The organism is Micrococcales bacterium, from assembly GCA_009784895.1.
Lineage (GTDB): Bacteria > Actinomycetota > Actinomycetes > Actinomycetales > WQXJ01 > WQXJ01.
Genome location: WQXJ01000036.1, coordinates 1 through 18108, shown reverse-complemented (window position 1 = coordinate 18108; position 18108 = coordinate 1). Strand labels below are relative to the sequence as shown.

Annotated in this window: 14 protein-coding genes and 2 pseudogenes; 6 read left to right on the top strand and 10 right to left on the bottom strand. The window is 63.6% G+C overall.

All coding sequences use genetic code 11. From position 1 onward, the window contains the following. Positions 1–82 precede the first annotated feature (82 nt). On the bottom strand, positions 83–1246 hold the full coding sequence (locus FWD29_07265) for an ABC transporter substrate-binding protein (protein MCL2803732.1): 1164 nt from the start codon (positions 1244–1246) through the stop codon (positions 83–85). 577 nt (positions 1247–1823) lie between these two features. On the opposite strand from FWD29_07265, the gene FWD29_07260 reads away from it, so the two are divergent. Continuing rightward, on the top strand, positions 1824–3275 hold the full coding sequence (locus FWD29_07260) for an NAD(P)/FAD-dependent oxidoreductase (GenBank protein ID MCL2803731.1): 1452 nt from the start codon (positions 1824–1826) through the stop codon (positions 3273–3275). Positions 3276–3302: 27 nt separating this feature from the next. Beyond that, positions 3303–3461, top strand: coding sequence for a hypothetical protein (locus tag FWD29_07255; protein MCL2803730.1), 159 nt, complete (start codon positions 3303–3305; stop codon positions 3459–3461). 101 nt (positions 3462–3562) lie between these two features. Here FWD29_07255 and FWD29_07250 read toward each other — a convergent pair whose 3' ends face one another. The 6 genes and pseudogenes from FWD29_07250 to FWD29_07225 form a co-directional block, all read right to left on the bottom strand. Then, positions 3563–5557, bottom strand: a complete 1995-nt coding sequence (locus FWD29_07250) for a phospho-sugar mutase (protein ID MCL2803729.1) — start codon at positions 5555–5557, stop codon at positions 3563–3565. After that, complete coding sequence (locus tag FWD29_07245) at positions 5554–6534, bottom strand: purine-nucleoside phosphorylase (GenBank protein MCL2803728.1); 981 nt, start codon at positions 6532–6534, stop codon at positions 5554–5556. Before FWD29_07245 ends, FWD29_07250 begins: the two co-directional genes overlap by 4 nt. A gap of 335 nt (positions 6535–6869) precedes the next feature. Then, positions 6870–7016, bottom strand: a pseudogene (locus FWD29_07240) (2-deoxyribose-5-phosphate aldolase). Beyond that, the gene (locus tag FWD29_07235; GenBank protein ID MCL2803727.1) at positions 7013–8344 is read right to left on the bottom strand and encodes a thymidine phosphorylase; all 1332 of its coding nucleotides are present in this window, start codon (positions 8342–8344) and stop codon (positions 7013–7015) included. The pseudogene FWD29_07240 and the gene FWD29_07235 overlap by 4 nt, the downstream one beginning before the upstream one ends. A gap of 153 nt (positions 8345–8497) precedes the next feature. Next, positions 8498–8848 (bottom strand): annotated as a pseudogene (locus tag FWD29_07230) (cytidine deaminase). A 318-nt stretch (positions 8849–9166) separates the two neighbouring features. Continuing rightward, a complete protein-coding gene (locus tag FWD29_07225; protein MCL2803726.1) occupies positions 9167–10246 on the bottom strand; it encodes an adenosine deaminase in 1080 nt (359 codons plus the stop codon). Between the two features lie 211 nt (positions 10247–10457). Here FWD29_07225 and FWD29_07220 point away from each other — a divergent pair, with 211 nt between their 5' ends. Further along, positions 10458–11762 (top strand): winged helix DNA-binding domain-containing protein, encoded by a 1305-nt coding sequence (locus FWD29_07220; GenBank protein MCL2803725.1) that lies wholly within the window; start codon positions 10458–10460, stop codon positions 11760–11762. Positions 11763–11779: 17 nt separating this feature from the next. On the opposite strand, the gene FWD29_07215 is transcribed toward FWD29_07220, so the two are convergent. After that, complete coding sequence (locus FWD29_07215; protein ID MCL2803724.1) at positions 11780–11992, bottom strand: hypothetical protein; 213 nt, start codon at positions 11990–11992, stop codon at positions 11780–11782. Between the two features lie 165 nt (positions 11993–12157). On the opposite strand from FWD29_07215, the gene FWD29_07210 reads away from it, so the two are divergent. The 3 genes from FWD29_07210 (at position 12158) to FWD29_07200 (ending at position 16644) form a co-directional block, all read left to right on the top strand. Beyond that, positions 12158–14578 carry a chorismate-binding protein gene (locus tag FWD29_07210; GenBank protein MCL2803723.1) on the top strand — a complete coding sequence of 807 codons (2421 nt, stop codon included), beginning with the start codon at positions 12158–12160 and terminating at the stop codon, positions 14576–14578. Between the two features lie 270 nt (positions 14579–14848). After that, positions 14849–15757, top strand: coding sequence for an ABC transporter ATP-binding protein (locus tag FWD29_07205; GenBank protein MCL2803722.1), 909 nt, complete (start codon positions 14849–14851; stop codon positions 15755–15757). Continuing rightward, a complete protein-coding gene (locus FWD29_07200) occupies positions 15754–16644 on the top strand; it encodes an ABC transporter permease (protein ID MCL2803721.1) in 891 nt (296 codons plus the stop codon). Before FWD29_07205 ends, FWD29_07200 begins: the two co-directional genes overlap by 4 nt. On the opposite strand, the gene FWD29_07195 is transcribed toward FWD29_07200, so the two are convergent. Together FWD29_07195 and FWD29_07190 are read right to left on the bottom strand one after the other, a co-directional pair. Next, the gene (locus tag FWD29_07195) at positions 16641–17141 is read right to left on the bottom strand and encodes a hypothetical protein (GenBank protein ID MCL2803720.1); all 501 of its coding nucleotides are present in this window, start codon (positions 17139–17141) and stop codon (positions 16641–16643) included. The two genes, FWD29_07200 and FWD29_07195, sit on opposite strands and share 4 nt — an antisense overlap. Beyond that, positions 17131–17805, bottom strand: a complete 675-nt coding sequence (locus tag FWD29_07190; protein ID MCL2803719.1) for a hypothetical protein — start codon at positions 17803–17805, stop codon at positions 17131–17133. The genes FWD29_07195 and FWD29_07190 overlap by 11 nt, the downstream gene beginning before the upstream one ends. Positions 17806–18108: the final 303 nt, after the last annotated feature.

Genomic DNA, 18108 nt, shown 5'->3' with positions numbered 1-18108 from the left:
TCGGGCCCCTATGAAGCCTGCGCCCACCGGAGCAGGTTGAACCCGCTCCGGTGCACGCAGACTTAGCCACGCTGGGCCAGGATCATATCCTTTCGCTGGTGGCTTGGACGCCGTCCTTCAGTCCAATCACAACAATGTCTTTGACCGGGTTGTGATTCTCGTCGATGGACAGTGTGCCGGTTACAGCCGGGAAGTCCACTGTTGAGGCCAGGGCATCCCTGACGGCCTGGCCGGTCAGTTCTTCAGCCCGCTCAATTGCGTCGGCCACGAACTTGGCGGTGTCATAACCAAGGGCGTGGAAGGCGTTGGGCTCTTCGCCGTACTTGGCTTTGAAGTCCTCAATGAACTGGACCACCTTGGGGTCCTGGTCAAGTGAGGAGTAGTGGTTGGTGAAGAACACATCATTCAGGGCGGCTTCCCCGGCCAGGTTGAGCAGGTCGGGGGAATCGAAACCGTCGGCGCCTAGCACTGGCGCGTCAATACCGAGCTCGCGGGCGGCCTTGATGATCAAGCCGGCCTCTTGGTAGTAGCCGGGCAAGTAGATGACGTCGAAGTTCAGGCCCTTGACCCTGGTCAAGACGGCGTTGAAGTCGGTGTCACCGGCAACGTAGGCCTCTTCACCGACAATCTGGCCGCCATTGTCCTCGAAAGTCGACTTGAAGGCCTCGGCCAGGCCCTTGGCGTAGTCGGAGGAGTTGTCCTTGACAATCACTGCCGACTTGGCATCTAGGGTCTTGGCGGCATAGTTAGCCATAGCCGTGCCCTGGAACGAGTCATTGAAGCAGGTCCTGAAGGCAAATTCCTGGACACCATTGGCATCCACAGTTACGTCGTCAGCTGTGGCCGAACCGGACACAACCGGCACCTTGTTTGAGTTCGCCACCGGGATGGTCGCCTTAAACGACCCAGAGGTAGCCGGGCCAATTACCGCCAGGACGTTGTCCTGGGTCATCAGCTTGGTGGCCAAGGTGGTGGCCTCGGCGGGCTCAGACTTGTTGTCGTAAATGACCAACTCGATCTGCTTGCCCTGGACGCCGCCGGCGGCGTTGATTTCGTCAACGGCCATCTTGATTCCATCGACGCTGGCTTGGCCGTAGGTGGCGACCGCGCCAGAGAGTTCGTAGTTCAGGCCAATCTTGATGGTGTCGGCACCGGATCCGCCGCCGGAGCCGGAATCGGACCCACATGCGGACAGGGTAAGGGTTACGGTTGCTGCGAGGACGAGCCCCATGATGGTTCGTTTCATCTGTGCTGCGCTTCCTTTAAGTAATGTCAATCTCGCGTCCAACTGGACAGGGAGACGGTCAGACCGTCTACCGAGTTCTAAATGATAGGGGAACAGGGACAATTCGCGAAGTTGAGAGCGCATTTCGGGTGAGGCCGCGAGGCCTTCCCCGCCCGATGACGTCCCTTGCGCCGAGTTTGGCGCTCCTGTTTCTTCGGGCAGATCTGTCAAGGCTTGGCCGATCTCGACTAGGCGCATCCTGATCGCATCGAACACAACACCCGGTACCAGTGGCCCGCCCGCTGCCCGGGCCGGGGACGCGGCGATGGCGGCAATCGGAAAGCGCTGTGGCATCGGCACCTGCCCACTTGGCCGGGAAGGCGGCATCGGCCAGTAATTTCACTACTAAGCTTAGAGCTGACTCCGGTCCGCCAGGCAGCCGCGATGGCGCTGGCAGTGGGCCAATAACCGCAGGTCAATTGCTCTATCTGGCCACCGGGACCCGGCCGGACGTCCTGCCGAACCGGCGCCCGGCCTGACTAAACTGACCCAGCAGCGGCAAGCTTTCAAGACCAAAGAACACAATGAGGTGACATCAATGGCCCGTGTAGTCGTTATGGGAGCCGGCGTTTCCGGCCACACTGCGGCGCTGTATGCCAAGCGTTGGCTGGGCAAGGACCACTCGGTGGTAGTAATCAGCCCCAACGCCAACTACAACTGGATTCCGTCCAACATTTGGGTCGGGGTCGGCTCGATGACGGCCGACCAAGTCCTTTTCCCCCTGGCCCCGATCTATGCCCGGAAGGGCGTGGAATTCCACCAGGCGTTGGCCACGGAAATTCACCCCGAAGGCGGTGACGGCCACGACTCGCCCTATGTGGTGGCCAAGTCGACCGTTGAGGAGGGCGTCGAAGAAGCCATTGAATACGACTATTTGATCAACTGCACCGGTCCCAAGCTCAACTTCCCTGCCACCCCAGGCCTTGGGCCCGATGGCGGTTACACCTACTCGGTTTGTACCGCACCTCATGCCACGGAGACAGCCAAACACCTGGCCACACTGATCGACCAGTTGAGGGCCGGCGCCAAAATGCGTTTCGTAGTTGGTACCGGTCACGGCATGTGCACCTGCCAGGGGGCCGCCTTTGAGTACACCTTCAACTTGGAGCACACCCTGCGCCAGGCCGGGGTTCGAGACAACGTGGAGCTGGTCTACCTAACCAACGAAGCCGAGCTCGGCGACTTTGGTGTCGGGGGCATGAAGTTCGACTATCAGGGCTTTAGGACTTCCTCTCAGCTGTGGTGCGAATCGCTCTACCGTGAGCGGCAGGTCCAAGCCATCATTGGCGCCCACGTCAACAACATCGAAGAAGGCTCGCTGACCTACGAGCAGCTCGACGGGTCGACCCATTCGCTCGACTTTGACTTCGCCATGTTGCTGCCGCCGTTTAAGGGCGCCGATCTCAAGGCCTTTGACGCCAGCGGCGAGGACATCAGCGAAAAGGTCTTCAACCCGGCCGGCTTCCTCAAAGTCGACGCCAACTATGGCGCCGGGGCCTATGAGAATTGGAGCCCGGATGACTGGCCCAAGACCTATCAGAGCCCGCACTATGACAACCTCTTTGCCGCCGGTATTGCCTTTGCCCCGCCGCACCAAATCTCGGTGCCCCGGACCACGCCCAATGGCACGCTGATCGCGCCGGCACCGCCGCGCACCGGCATGCCCTCAGGCATTATCGCCAAAGCCGTCACCTCAACTGTGGTGGACCGCATCAAGGGCAGAAACCGCCCGGCCCACCAGGCGCCAATGACCAAGATGGGGGCTGCTTGTGTGGCTTCTGCTGGGATGGGGGCGCTGAAAGGCTCGGCCATATCGCTAACGATGCACCCAGTGGTGCCGGACTTCACCACCTATCCGGCCACCGGCCGCGACCTGAAAGGCACGGTTGGCGAAATTGGCCTGGCCGGGCACTGGGTCAAGTACATGCTGCATCGCCTGTTTACCTACAAAGCCAAGGCCCGCCCACTGTGGTGGGTAATTCCGGAATAGCCCGCTCGTCTAAAGGAGTACATGATCATGACAGAACCCCTTGACCCGCAGGCCGCCAAGCTGATCGCGGCAGCGCCACTGCCCACCCGCAAGACCCTCAAGCGTCGCAAGAACGTGTTTTTCCAGTTTTTCAGGTTCATTCGCATCAACCTGAAGATGATGAGGGTTATCCGCCACTCCCACTAGTCAACCCGTGACTTGAGGGTGGTGCGGACCGGGCCTTGCACCAGTGGGTAGTCCCCGCGCCGGAACCTGGCTTTCGACCAGCCACAGGTGCCAACCCTGGGTCAGTTCGCCAGCAACGATCGTAGGTCCGCGACGATTTTTCTCAGCTGCGCGGCGGCTTCTTCGCGGGCCGTAGTGACCTGGGCAAAGCTGGCCTCCGGTTTGACCGGCTGGATTACTTCCAGATAACACTTGACTTTGGGTTCGGTGCCAGAGGGCCGGACAATCACCCGGGCCTGTTTGGCCAGCTCTAAGACCACGGCGTCGGTTGGTGGCAGCTTGGCTGACGCGCTGGCCAGGTCAACTACTGATTGAAGTTGGAGACCTCCCAGTGCGGCCGGTGGGGATTGCCTAATGCGGCCCATGACTTCCGGGATGGCTGAGGCGTTGGTGTACCGGGCGGCGACCTGGCTGGTTAGGTGCAGGCCGTGACGTCTGGCCAGGTCGTCAAGCAGCTGGATCAAGGTCCGGCCCTTGGACTTGGCCGCCACTGCCAGCGCTGCCACTGCCAGGCCGGCGGTGATGCCGTCCTTGTCCCGCACCATATCCGGACGGCAGCAGTAGCCAATCGCTTCTTCGTAGCCAAACAACAAGTCTTCGACCCGGCCAACCCACTTGAAGCCAGTCAAAGTCGACTCAAAACGCGTGCCGTGGTGGGCGGCGATCTTTTCAAGCAGCCGTGAGGACACCAGCGAACTGGCCAAAACCGGCGGCCTGACGCTTACCAGTCCGCCCAGACCAGCCCATTCAGCCGCCGCGGCTTCACCGAGCAAGGCACCGACCTCGTCTCCGGAAAGCACTCGCCAGCCACCCCTAAGTTGCGAGCGGGGATCCTTGACGGCCACGGCGCAGCGGTCGGCGTCTGGGTCATGAGCTATCACAATCTCGGCCCTAACTCGCTGGGCCAGCTTCAGGGCCATGTCCAGGGCGCCAGGTTCTTCCGGATTGGGGAAGGTGACGGTGGAAAAGTTCGGGTCGGGCGACTGTTGAGCCGCCACCGGGTGGACCTCGTCGAAACCGGCTCGTCTGAAGGCAGCCAAGGCCAGTGCCGCCCCCACCCCATGCATTGCAGTATGCACAATTCGCAGCGGCACCAATGGCCGGCGCCCGGGTGTGGCCTGGTCAAGATAGGCCTGCCGCAGCTTGTCCTCGATCACCTGCCAGCCCTGGTCTTGGCGCGGCACCTGGTTGGCGGGTGGTTGAAGCGCTATGGCCGCCGCGATCTCTGAGTCGGCCGGGGGCACGATCTGAACCCCGTTGGCCTCCTCCCGGGTCAACCGCCCACCCAAGTAGATCTTGTAGCCGTTGTCTCCGGCCGGGTTGTGCGACGCGGTTACTTGGACTCCGGCATCGGCCCGTAAATGACGCACGGCAAAGGCCAGCAGAGGCGTTGGCGTCAGGTCTTTGAACAGGTGGGCTTCGCCGCCAGCCGCCACCACCACTTGGGCCGTGGCCAGGGCGAACTCCTTCGAGCCGCGGCGCGCGTCGAAGCCGATCACAACCTTTGGCCTGGCTTGGTCAAGACGTTGGCGCAGGTAGGCCATCAGGCCAGCCGCCGCCCTTATCACCACCGCCAGGTTGATCCGATTGGGGCCACCGCCCATGGCGCCGCGCAGTCCGGAGGTGCCAAAGGCTAGCTCTTTGGCGAAACGTTGCTGCAGCTCGGCCAGGGCGGCGCGGGCGGCCGGGCAACTTTGGTCTATCTGGTCAACCTGGTCTGTTTGGTCTGTTTGGCCTGTTTGGTCTATCTGGTCGGCTAGTTCTGTTTGGTCTGCTTGGCCTGCTTCGTCTGGTCGGTCTGCCTGGTCTGTTTGGTCTATCTGGTCGGTACGCTCTGTTTGGTCTGCTTGGTCTATCTGGTCGGTCAGTTTTATTTGGCCTGTGTGGTCTGCCCGGCCTGGTCGGTCCACCGGTGCGGCCTGGCTAGCCTGGCCTGTTTGGGCGGCCCGGCCAGTCTTGGCGCCAAAGGCCATGTCAGCCAGTCCTTGAATCTCGGCTCGGGTGACAGGGTCCGGGTCGGCCGCGATCCAGGCCTCGATTTGCCGCTGAAGGCTCACAGACAAACCTCTATCAAGATCAGGCCAACCGCAGCGGCCAACAAAACGGCATTGCGCGGTCCGGAGTTGATGCCCTGAGACAGGACCTCGAAATGCTTCAATGGCTCACCGGTGATGCCGGCTGCCATGTTTGTGACCAGCGACATCCCCACTACCTCCAAGCCGGCCTGCCGGGCTGCGATGGTCTCCAGGGCGGTCGACATGCCCACTAGATCGGCGCCCAACAACCCGGCCATGCGGACCTCGGCTGGGGTTTCGTATTGCGGACCGGCGAACTGCGCGTAGGTCGCTTCGCCCAGCTCGGGCAGGGCGCTGCGAATGAGGTAGCGCAGATTGGCCGAATAGGCGTCGGTCAGATCAACAAAGCTGGCCCCGCTTAGAGGTGAGGCACCGGTCAGGTTGATGTGGTCGCGGATCAGCGCCACTGTGCCGGGCTCTAACGCCCGGTTGAGCGAACCGCAGCCGTTCGTCTGTACCAGGCAGTGCACCCCCAGGGCGGCGGCGAAGCGCACCGGGTGGGCCACGGCCGTCGCGTCGCGGCCGTCGTAGTAGTGGTGCCGGGCGCCAATTACCAGGACATTGTTGCCACCGGGTGTTTCGACCACCTGGATTGTGCCGTGGTGGCCTGGCACCGGGCTGGGGCAGAAGCCGGGCAGCTGGTCAGCATTGAGCTCGAAAACCGTCTCGCCAATCATGTCCGCCGCTCCGTGCCAGCCCGACCCAAGCAACACAGCCAAGTCGAACCGCTGGCGCCCAGACAGCGACCGGAACTCCGCCGCTGCCGCTTGTGCCAGGGATCCGGGCGCCAGTTCGGCTACGGCTTCGATCTGCCTGGACCGGGCCTTTTCAGCCAGTTTCCTGACCGCGGACTTAGGTGGGTTGTTTTCGACCAGTTCGAGTTTCGCTTTCGCTGCCGGAGCCGAAGCTGGTCTGGGGGCGGCTGGGTTCCGGCGGGGACTGGCTGTCTTAGGCGTCACGGGTTTTGCCGCGTCGCCCGCTTGCCGGGATGTGGTCTCGCCGGTGGCCTGCGGTGGCACTCTGCCATGCGCCGCTACGTTTGCCCCTGGCCCTGCCGCGTCGCCCGCTTGCCGAGATGTGGTCTCGCCGGTGGCCTGCGGTGGCACTCTGCCATGCGCCGCTACGTTTGCCCCTGGCCCTGCCGCGTCGCCCGCTTGCCGGGATGATGTGTGATCAGCGCCCTCGGGCGACAGACGACGGCCGGCCGCCTCCTCCATGGTGCCGCTGTCCGGCCCGTCTTGGCCCCTCTGGTTGTCTCGGTCCAAATCCGTTTCCTATTGCTCCTGGTAGGGCGTCATTCGTCGGTCTCAGCCAGCACCTGGGCGCCGGCAGACAAACCCAACCTGGTGGCTCCTGCCGCCACCATTGCCAGGGCTTGCTCCCCAGTCTTGATACCACCTGAGGCCTTAACTCCCAAATCCGGCACCGCCTTGGCCATCAGAACACCACCCGGTCAAGTATCAAGCCCGATGCCGCCTCGCGCCCTGGCCTGTTTGCGCCGGCAGGAGGATTGGTTGGCTTGGCCACGCGATCAATGGTGATGGCGGCATTCAGAACCTCAAGTGCCCGCGGCAAGAGTTCGGGCCTGTCGGTCCAGGCCGTCGCCACCTTCTGGCCACTAACCAGCGCGTCGCCCGGTTTAGCGTGTAGCTGGACGCCGGCCCCGGCCTGGACCCGGTCCTGCCTGCGGGTTCGTCCAGCCCCCAAATGCCAGGCCGCCATGCCAACTGCGCGGGCGTCGAGACCGGACAAGACGCCATCGGCCGGGGCGATTACCACCTCGTGTTCACGCCCCCAGGCCAGCGGTGCATCCGGGTCGCCACCCTGAGCTCGAATCATCGACCGCCAAGTGTCCATGGCCTGCCCGCCTGCCAGCGCCGCCGCCGGGTCGGCTTGATCCAGCCCGGCGCCAGCCAGCATTTCGCTGGCCAGGGTCAGGGTCAGCTCGACCACGTCCTTAGGCCCGCCACCGGCCAAGACTTCAATGGCCTCGCGCACCTCAAGGGCATTGCCAGCGGTCAGCCCCAACGGCACTGACATGTCGGTGACCAAAGCGGTGGTTAGTATGCCGGCGGCCTGGCCCAGGTCAACCATGGTTCGGGCCAGCTGCCGCGCCGCCACCAAGTCCTGCATAAACGCACCGGAACCGCATTTGACATCCAGCACCAGCACATCGGCGCCCGCCGCAATCTTTTTCGACATGATCGAACTGGCAATCAGCGGGATCGAGTCAATGGTGGCGGTTACGTCGCGCAAGGCGTACAAGCGCTGGTCGGCCGGCACCAGTCCCGGTCCGGCTTGGCAGATCACCGCCCCGACCGAGCCCAATTGGGTCATCATTTCCTCGGCCTTCAGGTTCGCCCGCCACCCGGGAATCGCCTCGAGCTTGTCCAAGGTGCCACCAGTGTGCCCCAGGCCGCGGCCGGACAGCTGCGGCACGCAAACTCCGAAGGATGCCACCAGCGGCGCCAGCGGCAAGGTGATTTTGTCGCCCACGCCGCCGGTCGAGTGCTTGTCCACCGCCACCTTGCCGAGCCCAGCGAAGCTCATTTTCTCGCCGGTTTCGACCATGGCCTCGGTCCAGCAAGCCAATTCGCCGGTGTCCAAACCGTTTAAGCAAATGGCCATGGCCAGGGCGCTCATTTGTTCCTCAGCCACCACGCCGCGGACGTAGGCGTCAATCACCCAGTCGATTTGAGCCTTGGTCAGGCGTCTTTGGTCGCGTTTGGCCGCGATCACCTCGACCGCGCTGAAGGGTTCAACCGTCATTCTGCTGGCGATTCAGGTCCGTGCCGTGGGCGACCGGTGCCGTGGGCCGGCTTGTTGGGACGCGACCGGCCGGGGCCGCCCCCTGGCTGGCTCGTCGCCAGGCTGCAGAGCTGCCACCGGGTCGGTTTCTGCCTCATCAGCCTCTTGGCCCAACCCCCAGGCCTGAGGCAGGACCGCGGTCATGGTTCGTTCTCCATTTGGAGTCAGAATCAGTAACTCGGCGCCGCCATGTTCCCAAAGCAACTGCCGGCACCGACCGCAGGGCATTATGACGCCGCCAAACTTGTCCAGACAGCAGAACGCCACCAGGCGTCCGCCTCCGCTCATTGTTAGGGCGCTGATCAACGAGCATTCGGCGCATAGGGTCAAGCCAAAAGAGGCATTCTCAACATTGGCGCCGCTGACCACCCGGCCGTCATCGACCAGGGCGGCCGCCCCGACCGGGTAGTCGGAGTAGGGTGCGTAGGCCTTTACCAAAGCTTGGGCGGCGGTTCCGCGCAGCAGCTCCCAAAGCTGCTGGCCCTTGTCGACTACCTGGGCGGCGCTGATTTGGCTGTCGCCGCTTGTCTGGGCGGCGCTGGTTTGGCTGTGGCCGTTTGTTTGGGCGGCGCTGGTTTGTTCGGTCCCGTTCACCGTGTCTTCCTAAGCCTCGTTAGCCTGGGGTGTTGGATGGGTCGGTCGTATGCACCGCGCCTTCCTAACCGCTAAAGCGTTCCTAGCCATTATCGCCGCCACTTGGGCGTTGCGCATGATCCGGTTCAGGCGGGCTGCGGCCAGGCGAAAATCGAGCCGGTGCCACTAGGGCAGGATGGTCAGGTGCCGCTAGGGCAGGACGGTCAGGCGCGGCACAATCAGGTTGTCAATTAGGTCCTGCCGGGCGTCGTGGTGCAAAAACGCGGCGCTGGCCGCGTTGAGTGTGGCCTGAGCTAGGTCCGGCAGCTCCCAACCGGCTTGTTCGACCAGGTGAGACATTTCGGCGGACATGGAGGTGCCAGACACTAGGCGGTTGTCGCAATTGATCGTGACCGTGAAACCAAGGCGGTGCAGTGCCGTGATGGGGTGAGCGGCGTATGACTTGGCGGCGCCGGTCTGGAGATTCGATGTGGGGCACATTTCGAGGGCGATGGCCTGGTCCCGGACCCAGTGCGCCAGGGGGCCAAGTTGGGCTGCGGTCGGGTCAAGCGGGTCGCCGATGTCGTCAATCAGCCGGACGCCATGGCCCACCCTGATGGCCCCACCAAGGTGGATTGCCTCTGCAACTGAAGCGGCGGCATCGGCCTCACCGGCATGCAGGGTGACCGGGAAACTGGCCAGGCGCAGCCGCCGTAGCGTGTCCACAAACAGGCTTGGCCTGAAACCAGCTTCCGGGCCAGCCAGGTCGAAGCCGACTACGCCGGTCTGGCGCTTGGCCAGCGCCAATTCGGCGACGGCAGGGGCGTTGTTGGCCTGGCGCATGGCGCACAGGATCAGGCCGGTAGTGATCGGTTGGCCAGCGGTCGTCGCTTCCTGAGCGCCTTCACTTAGGCCTGCCAACACGGCGCTGACCGCTTGGCTCATTCCGAGTCCGCCACGGGTGTGCTGCTCGGGGGCGAAACGGAGTTCGGCGTGGACCACGCCGTCGTTGGCTAGGTCGATCACCGCCTCGCGGGCCACGCGGGCCAGGTTGTCCGCAGTTTGCATCACGGCCAAAGTCTGGTCAAAGGTGGTCAGATAGACGGGCAGCGAGCCAGAATTTGCCTGGTCACAGAACCACCGGCCCAAGGCCTCCGGGTCGGTGGCCGGTAGCCGGTGGCCAGCCGACTCAGCCAGCTCAATGATGGTCTGGGGTCTCAAACCGCCGTCGAGGTGGTCGTGTAGCACGACCTTGGGTAAGGCCTTGATCTGGGTGACGTCCGGCGGCACCGGTCCAGCCTATCGAGCCAGTCGGGATCACTAGGATAAGTCGAATCCGACCGGCAGCGAAGCCAAGGGGGTTATGGCCATGACTGGCGGAGCCGAAGCTGGCGCTCCGGTTCGAGAAATCTCGTTGGCCAGAGCCAGGTGCTTGGCCCTGAAGGCGCAAGGGTTCGACCGCCCACGGCCGCGCGCCGTGACGGCGCGGCATATTACCGCGGTGGCTGACCGTCTAGGCGTGATCCAAATTGATTCGGTCAACGTGCTGGCGCGCTCGCATTTCGTGCCTTTCTTTTCGCGTCTGGGTCCGTTTGACAACGGGTTGGTGGACCAAGCCATGTTCAAGCCGCCTCGCCGGTTGGTTGAGACCTGGGCCCATGAGGCCTCGCTGGTCCGCCCGGAGGTTTATCACCTCCTTCAGTGGCGCCGTGACCAGCCCGAACAGTTTTCCTGGGGCCGGATGCAGCAGGTGGTGGCTGAAAACCCCAACTTCGTCGAGGTTGTCTATGACCATGTCGCAGCCCAGGGCCCCTTGACCGGGCGGCAGGTTCAGGCCGAGCTAGCCCACCTGTCTCCACCTCCCGCCAAGGACAAGTGGGGTTGGAACTGGTCACAGGCCAAGGATGCGCTGGAGTGGCTCTTCTTTGTGGGCCGGCTGGCCAGCGCCGGCCGGACGGCCAGCTTCGAGCGCCGCTATGACTTGGCCAGCCGGGTGGTGCCTGCCCCTGCCGGGCTATTGCCACCCGAGGCGGTGCGACTGGCGGGACCTGAACCGGCGCATCATGCCGGACCCGAACCGGCGCGCCGGGCGGGACCCAAACCGGTACGTCAGATGAGCCGCGAATCGGCGCGCCTGGCGCAGCTTGAGCTGACGCATCAGTCGCCACCCAGGCCGGCGCATCAGGCCCAGCCCGCGGCATGCGCGCGGGACAACCACTTCGACCAAATCACCGCTCTGACCGAGATTGCCGCCCGCGCCCTGGGCGTGGCCACGGCGGCCACCTTGCGCGACTATTTCAGGTTGCCGCGTGCCGCAAGCGCCGCGGCGATTGGAAGGCTGGTTGACCAGGGCAGCTTGGAGCCGGTCACGATCACCGGACCAAATGTGGCCGCATATGTCCCGGCCGGCGCACGGGTACCTCGCAGCCTCAATGCCTGCGCCTTGCTGACTCCCTTTGATCCACTGCTGTTCGACCGCGCGCGTCTCGCCTGGCTCTTTGACATGCACTTTCGCCTCGAGTTCTATCTGCCGAAGGCTAAACGGCAATTCGGCTACTACGTCATGCCCTTCCTGCTGGGCGACCGCTTGGTCGCCCGGGTTGACGTCAAGGCCAACCGGCCAGGAGGCGCCTTAGAGGTCAAGGGCGCCTTCCTCGAGCCTGGGGCCAATGCCGGTGAGGTCGCCTCAGCCTTGGCCGTTGAGCTGGGCGAACTGGCGCGTTGGCTGGCCCTGGGCCGCATCGATCTCGAAGACGGCGCCCGCGGCGACCTGGTAACTGTTTTGTCGAAACAGCTAGACGCCTAGTTATTCCTGCCTTGGCATTAGTTGTAGCGCTGGCGCGCGCCCTGGGGGGTCATGCCAAGTGCCAGGCCAATTTCGACCCAGGTCACGCCCTGGAGTCGAGCTTCCCGCACCGCTTGGTCTACCAGGTCTTGTGCGGCCTGGTGCATTTGCCGGGCTGCTCGGATGCCGGCCGTGGCCGAGCGATCCCTCACGGTGGCCGTGTCAGGGTCGAGGGCGTCAAGCCGAGCCATGGCCTCGGCGTCGGTTGTGTTTTGGGCTTTGGTGCTGGATGCTTGACGGCGTGATCGATACGCGTTGGTGGCCGGCCAAATAGGCAGGCAATCGACGCATCCGCATGCGCCTGCGCACCAGGCGACGCGGCGTGGCCTGGTCCGGGCCCACCGATAGAGGACGAAATGACAACCCTGCTAGAACGGCTATTGTCCAGCGACGAGCCCTTCGCCGCCATCTGGCGCGGGGATCAGCTCGAGGTCATGACCGGACGTGTCATCGACGTGGCCACTACGGCAGATATCGCCCTAGACGGCCGGCCCATCCTGGCCTTGGTGCCGTTTAGGCAGCTGGCCGAACGCGGATTCGAGGTCTTTGACGACGGCGCTCAGCTCAGAACGCTGCAAGTCAGCGAACAAGAATCGGTTGACCTTGGCCAAGCCCTAGCCCTGTTGCCAGCCAAGGCGCCCGTCCTCGAATCCGGGGCTTTCGACATCGGCGATGAAGATTACGCCACCCAAGTTCAGGGCGTCATCGACCACGAGATTGGCCGCGGCGAGGGAGCCAATTTTGTTCTGCACCGTGCCTACACCGGCCGGGTTCAGGCGCCGCAGCGCCAAGTCGTGGCGGCCTACCTGGCTGCGCTGCTGACTGGTGAACGTGGCGCCTATTGGACCTTTGCAGCGCATCTGGGTGACGTCGCCTTGGCCGGCGCCAGCCCCGAACGTCATGTCAGCCTCAAAGACGGCGTGGTCACGATGAACCCGATCAGCGGCACCTACCGCCACCCGCCGGCCGGGCCAGATGTCGCCGGCATGCTGACCTTCCTGACAGACGCCAAAGAGGTCGACGAGCTTTTCATGGTCGTAGACGAGGAGCTGAAGCTGATGGCCACGGTTTGCCCAGGTGGCGGCCGCGTGGTTGGCCCGTTCCTCAAGCCCATGAGCCACGTCACCCACACGGAGTATCTGCTGGAGGGTCGCAGCGACCTGGACCCGCGCGAAGTCCTGCGCCAAACCATGTTTGCCCCCACCGTCACCGGTGCGCCCATGGCCAATGCCTGCCGCGTGATCAAGCGGCGCGAGGCCCGCGGACGTGGCTATTACGCCGGTGTGGCAGCCCTGTTCGAGCCCACTACCAGCGGTTATGACATGGACGCGCCCATTTTGATTCGCACCGCCTATGTCGATCCGGCCGGTCAGGTCAGGGTCCCGGTCGGTGCTACCTTGGTCCGCCACTCTGACCCGACCAGTGAAGTGGCCGAGACCGCCACCAAGGCCGCAGGCCTGCTGACGGCCATCGGAGCCAGGCGTCCGGGCAAATTGGATTCCGGATCGACTGGTCCCAATTCCGGCCAAGGCGGACTAGTCACGACCCAGGCCGGTCCGGAGGCAACCCAGGTCGGCTCTAAGGCCGCCCAAGCCAAACTCGGAGCTCGTGCCGCCGCGGTGGCAGGGGACCCAAAGGTCGCCCAAACCTTGCGATACCGCAACGAACGCTTATCGCCCTTCTGGTTCCGGCAGTTTGCGGGGGAGCCGCAGGGTTTGGCGGGACTCAGGGTCCGTGTGGCCGATGCCGAGGACGGCTTCTCGCAAATGCTGGCCCATCAGCTGCGTCGCCTTGGGGCAAAGGTCGAGGTGGTTGGGTGGGCGCAACTGGCGGCGCTTAGCAATTGTGGCGAGACCGAGGTTGAGTCCGATTCTGCCGAGGCTCGACCTCACGGTACCCACGGCGCCGGATCGAGTGATGCCAAAGCTCAGTCTCGCGACAATGGTCTCGCTGCCAAAGCTCAGTCTCGCGGCGAAGGCACTGGTCAAACCCCACATCTCGGCGAGACCGAGGTTGAGCCCGATTCTGCCGAGGCTCGACCTCACGGTACTCACTGCGCCGTATCGAGTGATGCCAAAGCTCAGTCTCGCGACAATGGTCTCGCTGCCGAAGCTCAGTCTCGCGGCGAAGGCACTGGTCAAACCCCACATCTCGGCGAGACCGAGCTTTGGCATGATGTTCTGCTGGCCGGTCCTGGCCCGGGCGACCCGGATCTAGACGAGCCGCGCATCGCGGCCCTTAGGGCGGCAATTGCCGCCCGCCTGGTCGCCGGGGAACCGGTCATGTGCGTTTGTTTGTCACACCAGATCTTGTGCCGGTGTCTGGGGTTGGACCTGAGGGCCTTGGCCCGGCCCAACCAGGGCATCCAGTTGACCGATTCGATCTTTGGCCACAGTGCCACACTGGGCTACTACAACACCTTCACTGCGGCCGCGCCTTTGGCCTCGCCCTGGATCGTGTCTTTTGACGGGCTCAAAGCAACGGCCGGTCTGCCCACTAACAAGGCCGTCAATGGTGAACTCGGCGCGCCCACCGCTGGCCGGGTGGTCCAGACCGTGGCCGGTTTGCCCGCAAACAGGGTCTTCGATGACGAGCGCGGCGCGCCCACGGCCGGCCGGAGGTTCGAAGTCGAGGTGGCGCGGCGCCAAGGCACCGACGAGGTGATTGGGCTCAGGGGCACAGGCTTTGTCTCACTGCAAGGCCATCCCGAATCAGCCCTGTCGACCAACGGCCTGGAAATCTTGGCCCAGCTGATGCGGGAGTTGGCATTGCGCTAGGCCACAGGAGCCGGCCAACCGGCTTGAAATCCTGGCCCAGCCGGTACTGGAGGGACCTAAGGTGAGCCCGCACATCGACCACCCGGCTGGCCATCTTGGTCCGGACAGTGCAGGAGTTGGTGTTAGGTTGAAGCCTCGATATCAGCCAACGGTTGGACTGTCTTGGCCCAGCTGATGCGGCAGTTGTCCCCGAGTGAGCCTGCACTACCAACGACGGGCTGGCCATCCTTATCCGCTATTTGCACAAGTTGGTGTTAAGTTGAGGCTGTGATGATCTCAGTGCGGTCGTTGACGCGCCGCTACGGCGAGCTCGTGGCAGTCGACAACGTGGATCTCGAAGTGGCCCAGGGGCAGCTGTTTGCGTTCTTGGGACCAAATGGCGCCGGCAAATCCACCACCATCAACTGCCTGACGACCTTGATGCCATTTGATTCAGGCGAAATCGACGTGGACGGACATCGCCTTGGCCAAGCTGACCATTCGGTTCGCCAGTCAATTGGTGTGGTCTTCCAAAAATCGGTGCTTGATGACAAGCTGACGGTGCGGGAAAACCTGGCGACCAGGGCAGCGGTCTACGGCCTTAGCGCCAACAAGACGACTGAACGCATCAACGCACTAGCCGGGCAGATCGGCATCGGCGAATTCCTGGGGCAACGCTACGGCCGGCTGTCTGGGGGCCAAAGGCGGCGGACGGATATCGCCCGAGCCCTGATTCACGGCCCGTCAATCCTGTTCCTGGACGAACCGACCGCCGGGCTCGACCCCAAGAGCCGCGAACAGGTCCTGCAGACCGTCAAGGATTTGCGGGCCAGTGAAGGCGTGACGGTGTTTCACACCACGCATTACCTCGAAGAGGTCGAAAACGTCGACCATGTGGCAGTGATAAACCGCGGCAAGATCGTGGCTAGCGGCACCCCCGGCCAGCTCAGGGCCCAGTTCGCCACCTCGCAGCTTTCTATTACGCCGGCTGAGGGCGCCAGCGAAGCCGTTCGCCAAGCGCTGGGGCAGTGGGACCCCAAACAGGCCGGGGTGACCTGGCAGGCCGATGTCGGCTCGGGCACCCAGGCGCGGCGGCTGCTGGCCGAGCTGGGCGAGGCGGTGGCCGATTTCGAGTTTAGGCACGGCACCATGGACGCGGCCTTCCTGGCTCTGACCCAGCGCGAGGAGGAGTCAGCATGATTGCCTTTGCTGGGCGGTGCTTGCGGGTGTGGTCGCGCGACCGCACCGCCATCTTCTTTTCGCTGTTTGGGCCCCTGATCCTGCTGGTTTTGTACATAGCCTTTTTCGGCAAAATGAACGTGGATTCGCTGATGGAGGGCGCCGCCGATTACGGCGGCGGCGAATGGATGACACGCTCGGCCGCCACCGGTTTTGTCGCTTCGTGGGTCGGCGCCGCCTTGATCGCGGTGGCCACGATCAACGGGCCGATGGTTGGCCTCAACCTGCTGGTCGACGACCGCGTCAGCGGACGAATGACTGATTTCTTGGTGGCGCCATTGCGTCAGCGCAGCCTGATGGGTGGGTACCTCCTGGCGACCTGGGTCTACACCATGGCAATTGTGCTGGTGGTAGCCGTGGTTGGCGTGGCCGGCGGCCTGGTGCTGGGTGCTCGACTCCCCGGGCCGGGCGGCTGGCTGACTCTACTAGTCCTGACCGCCCTAGGGTCCTTGGTCTACAGCGCCATTTACCTGCTGTTATCGGTTGGCTTGCGCACGCAGGCCGCGGCCGGCGGCGTCGCCACGGTTATTGGCACTTTGTCCGGTTTCTTGGCCGGCGCCTACATCCCGCCGGGTGTCTTGGGCACGGGCATGATCACCGGCATGAACCTGATGCCCTTTGCGCCTAATGCTGTGGTCGCCCGCCAGGCCCTGGCCGGACCTGGCCTGGAGGATCTACCCGTGCCAGCCGAGCAAATCACATTCATGCGCAACTTCTACGGCATGGATCTTGAGGTGGGTGGCAGCATCTGGCCCAATTGGACTCCCTACGCCATCATGGCAGCTTGGGGTCTGGTCGCGTTTGTGCTGGCAATCAAGGTCTCATCAAAGTTGCGCCAGCCAGCTTAGGGATCTTTGCCTTGGGGAATGAAGTGGACCCCAATAATCCAGCCATCGGCGGGCGGTAACTGGGTGGCGGTGAGCGTGCCGAATCCATCGATTGACCAGGATTCGCATTGGCCCAGGGACTGGTGAGCCGCCCAACCGGGCATCGTCACGGTCAGCGTAACGAGCGCGGGATTCGCCAAGGCGGAGGATTCGGCCGTGATCACGACCGGTCCCACCTGCGCCGGGCTGTCATTGAGGAAGAGAAGCTCGCGTTCGCTGGTCGAGCCTTGCACAAGCTCGGCCGCTGACCGCGGGTCAGTCTGAGTGAAGTAATCAGGCGTCATGTCGCAGTCACGGCGGTCTGGGCCGTCGCGATCTGGCCCTACCAGGTCGACAATCGCGTTGCAAGCCAAGGTTAGGATCACGCCGGCAATGCCACCCAGGGCTAGCCAAGACAGGCGGGAGGACAGCGTCAGCGATAGTCGCTGGTTCCTCCGCTTTCTTGGCCTAACCGTCATGGTGCCCGCCCGGTGCAAAGGCAGGGTCGGGGACGAAGTGAACCACGATCCTGTCGGCCCTGCGGACCCCGCCCTGGTCCGCCTGTGCGGGGGTCAATGTGCCGAAGCCCTCGATTCGCCAGGAATCACACACTTTCAACTCCATGGCGTCGCGCGGACCCGGGTGGGTATCTACCCTGAGGAACACCCGCTGACGCTGCGGCGGTCCCACGATGCTGGCGGACACCGCCGCGGCGCCAATGCGTTCCACGCTCGAACCAACCAAGACTAGGTCTTGCTCGACATAGTTCGGATCCTCACGCAGTTGATCCTGGAAGCCGTCTGGCCAGGCATTTAACTGGGTCGTGTAGTTGATCATCTCGTCGCAGGCTGAGAAATCGGTTCCGACCGCGGGCAGGGGTGCCAGCGCCACCCAAACGACGTACATCATTGGCCCGATGGTCATGCCAATTCCGGTCCAGAAACTTCGGTAGAAACGGCGCGGCAGCTTTAGCGGATCCGGGGCTGGTCTTGGTACGTAGCCTGCGGCCAGCTCCGTGTCGAAATACGGCCTGCCGTGCTGGTCTGTACCTGTCAATCTGATCCATTCGCGCAGATCAGAGCTGCGGCGGCGCCTCTGGCGGTCCGCCTGTTCAGAACTGGAGTCGAGATTCCTGCTAGCCACGATCTATGGCGTCCTTTCCCGGGGGTGGACAGCCGTGATGGGCAGCCTAGCGCGGCGAGTTGCCCATCGCTTGCCGCCAGCCGGCCAGAAGCTGGACTGATGCAGAGTTGTTATGCCACACCTCAGTTTCGCGGGAGGTGGGGACGGCCCGGCGGGCCGGCATCGGGCAACTATGCCAAACCTCAACCTGATATGTGGTGTGGTTTGTCAAGTGGGCATGGGGCGATGGCGTGCCCGCCCGGGCTGACGGACACGCCACCAATTGTGGTCTAGGTGGGCTTGGCCTGGATCTCAGCAGTCAGA

Coding starts and splice junctions, on each gene's coding strand:
- FWD29_07200 (MCL2803721.1), top strand. CDS start 15,754: ATGATTGCCTTTGCTGGGCGGTGCTTGCGGGTGTGGTCGCGCGACCGC.
- FWD29_07235 (MCL2803727.1), bottom strand. CDS start 8,344: ATGACGGTTGAACCCTTCAGCGCGGTCGAGGTGATCGCGGCCAAACGC.
- FWD29_07255 (MCL2803730.1), top strand. CDS start 3,303: ATGACAGAACCCCTTGACCCGCAGGCCGCCAAGCTGATCGCGGCAGCG.
- FWD29_07215 (MCL2803724.1), bottom strand. CDS start 11,992: ATGGCTCGGCTTGACGCCCTCGACCCTGACACGGCCACCGTGAGGGAT.
- FWD29_07265 (MCL2803732.1), bottom strand. CDS start 1,246: ATGAAACGAACCATCATGGGGCTCGTCCTCGCAGCAACCGTAACCCTT.
- FWD29_07210 (MCL2803723.1), top strand. CDS start 12,158: ATGACAACCCTGCTAGAACGGCTATTGTCCAGCGACGAGCCCTTCGCC.
- FWD29_07195 (MCL2803720.1), bottom strand. CDS start 17,141: ATGACGGTTAGGCCAAGAAAGCGGAGGAACCAGCGACTATCGCTGACG.
- FWD29_07205 (MCL2803722.1), top strand. CDS start 14,849: ATGATCTCAGTGCGGTCGTTGACGCGCCGCTACGGCGAGCTCGTGGCA.
- FWD29_07260 (MCL2803731.1), top strand. CDS start 1,824: ATGGCCCGTGTAGTCGTTATGGGAGCCGGCGTTTCCGGCCACACTGCG.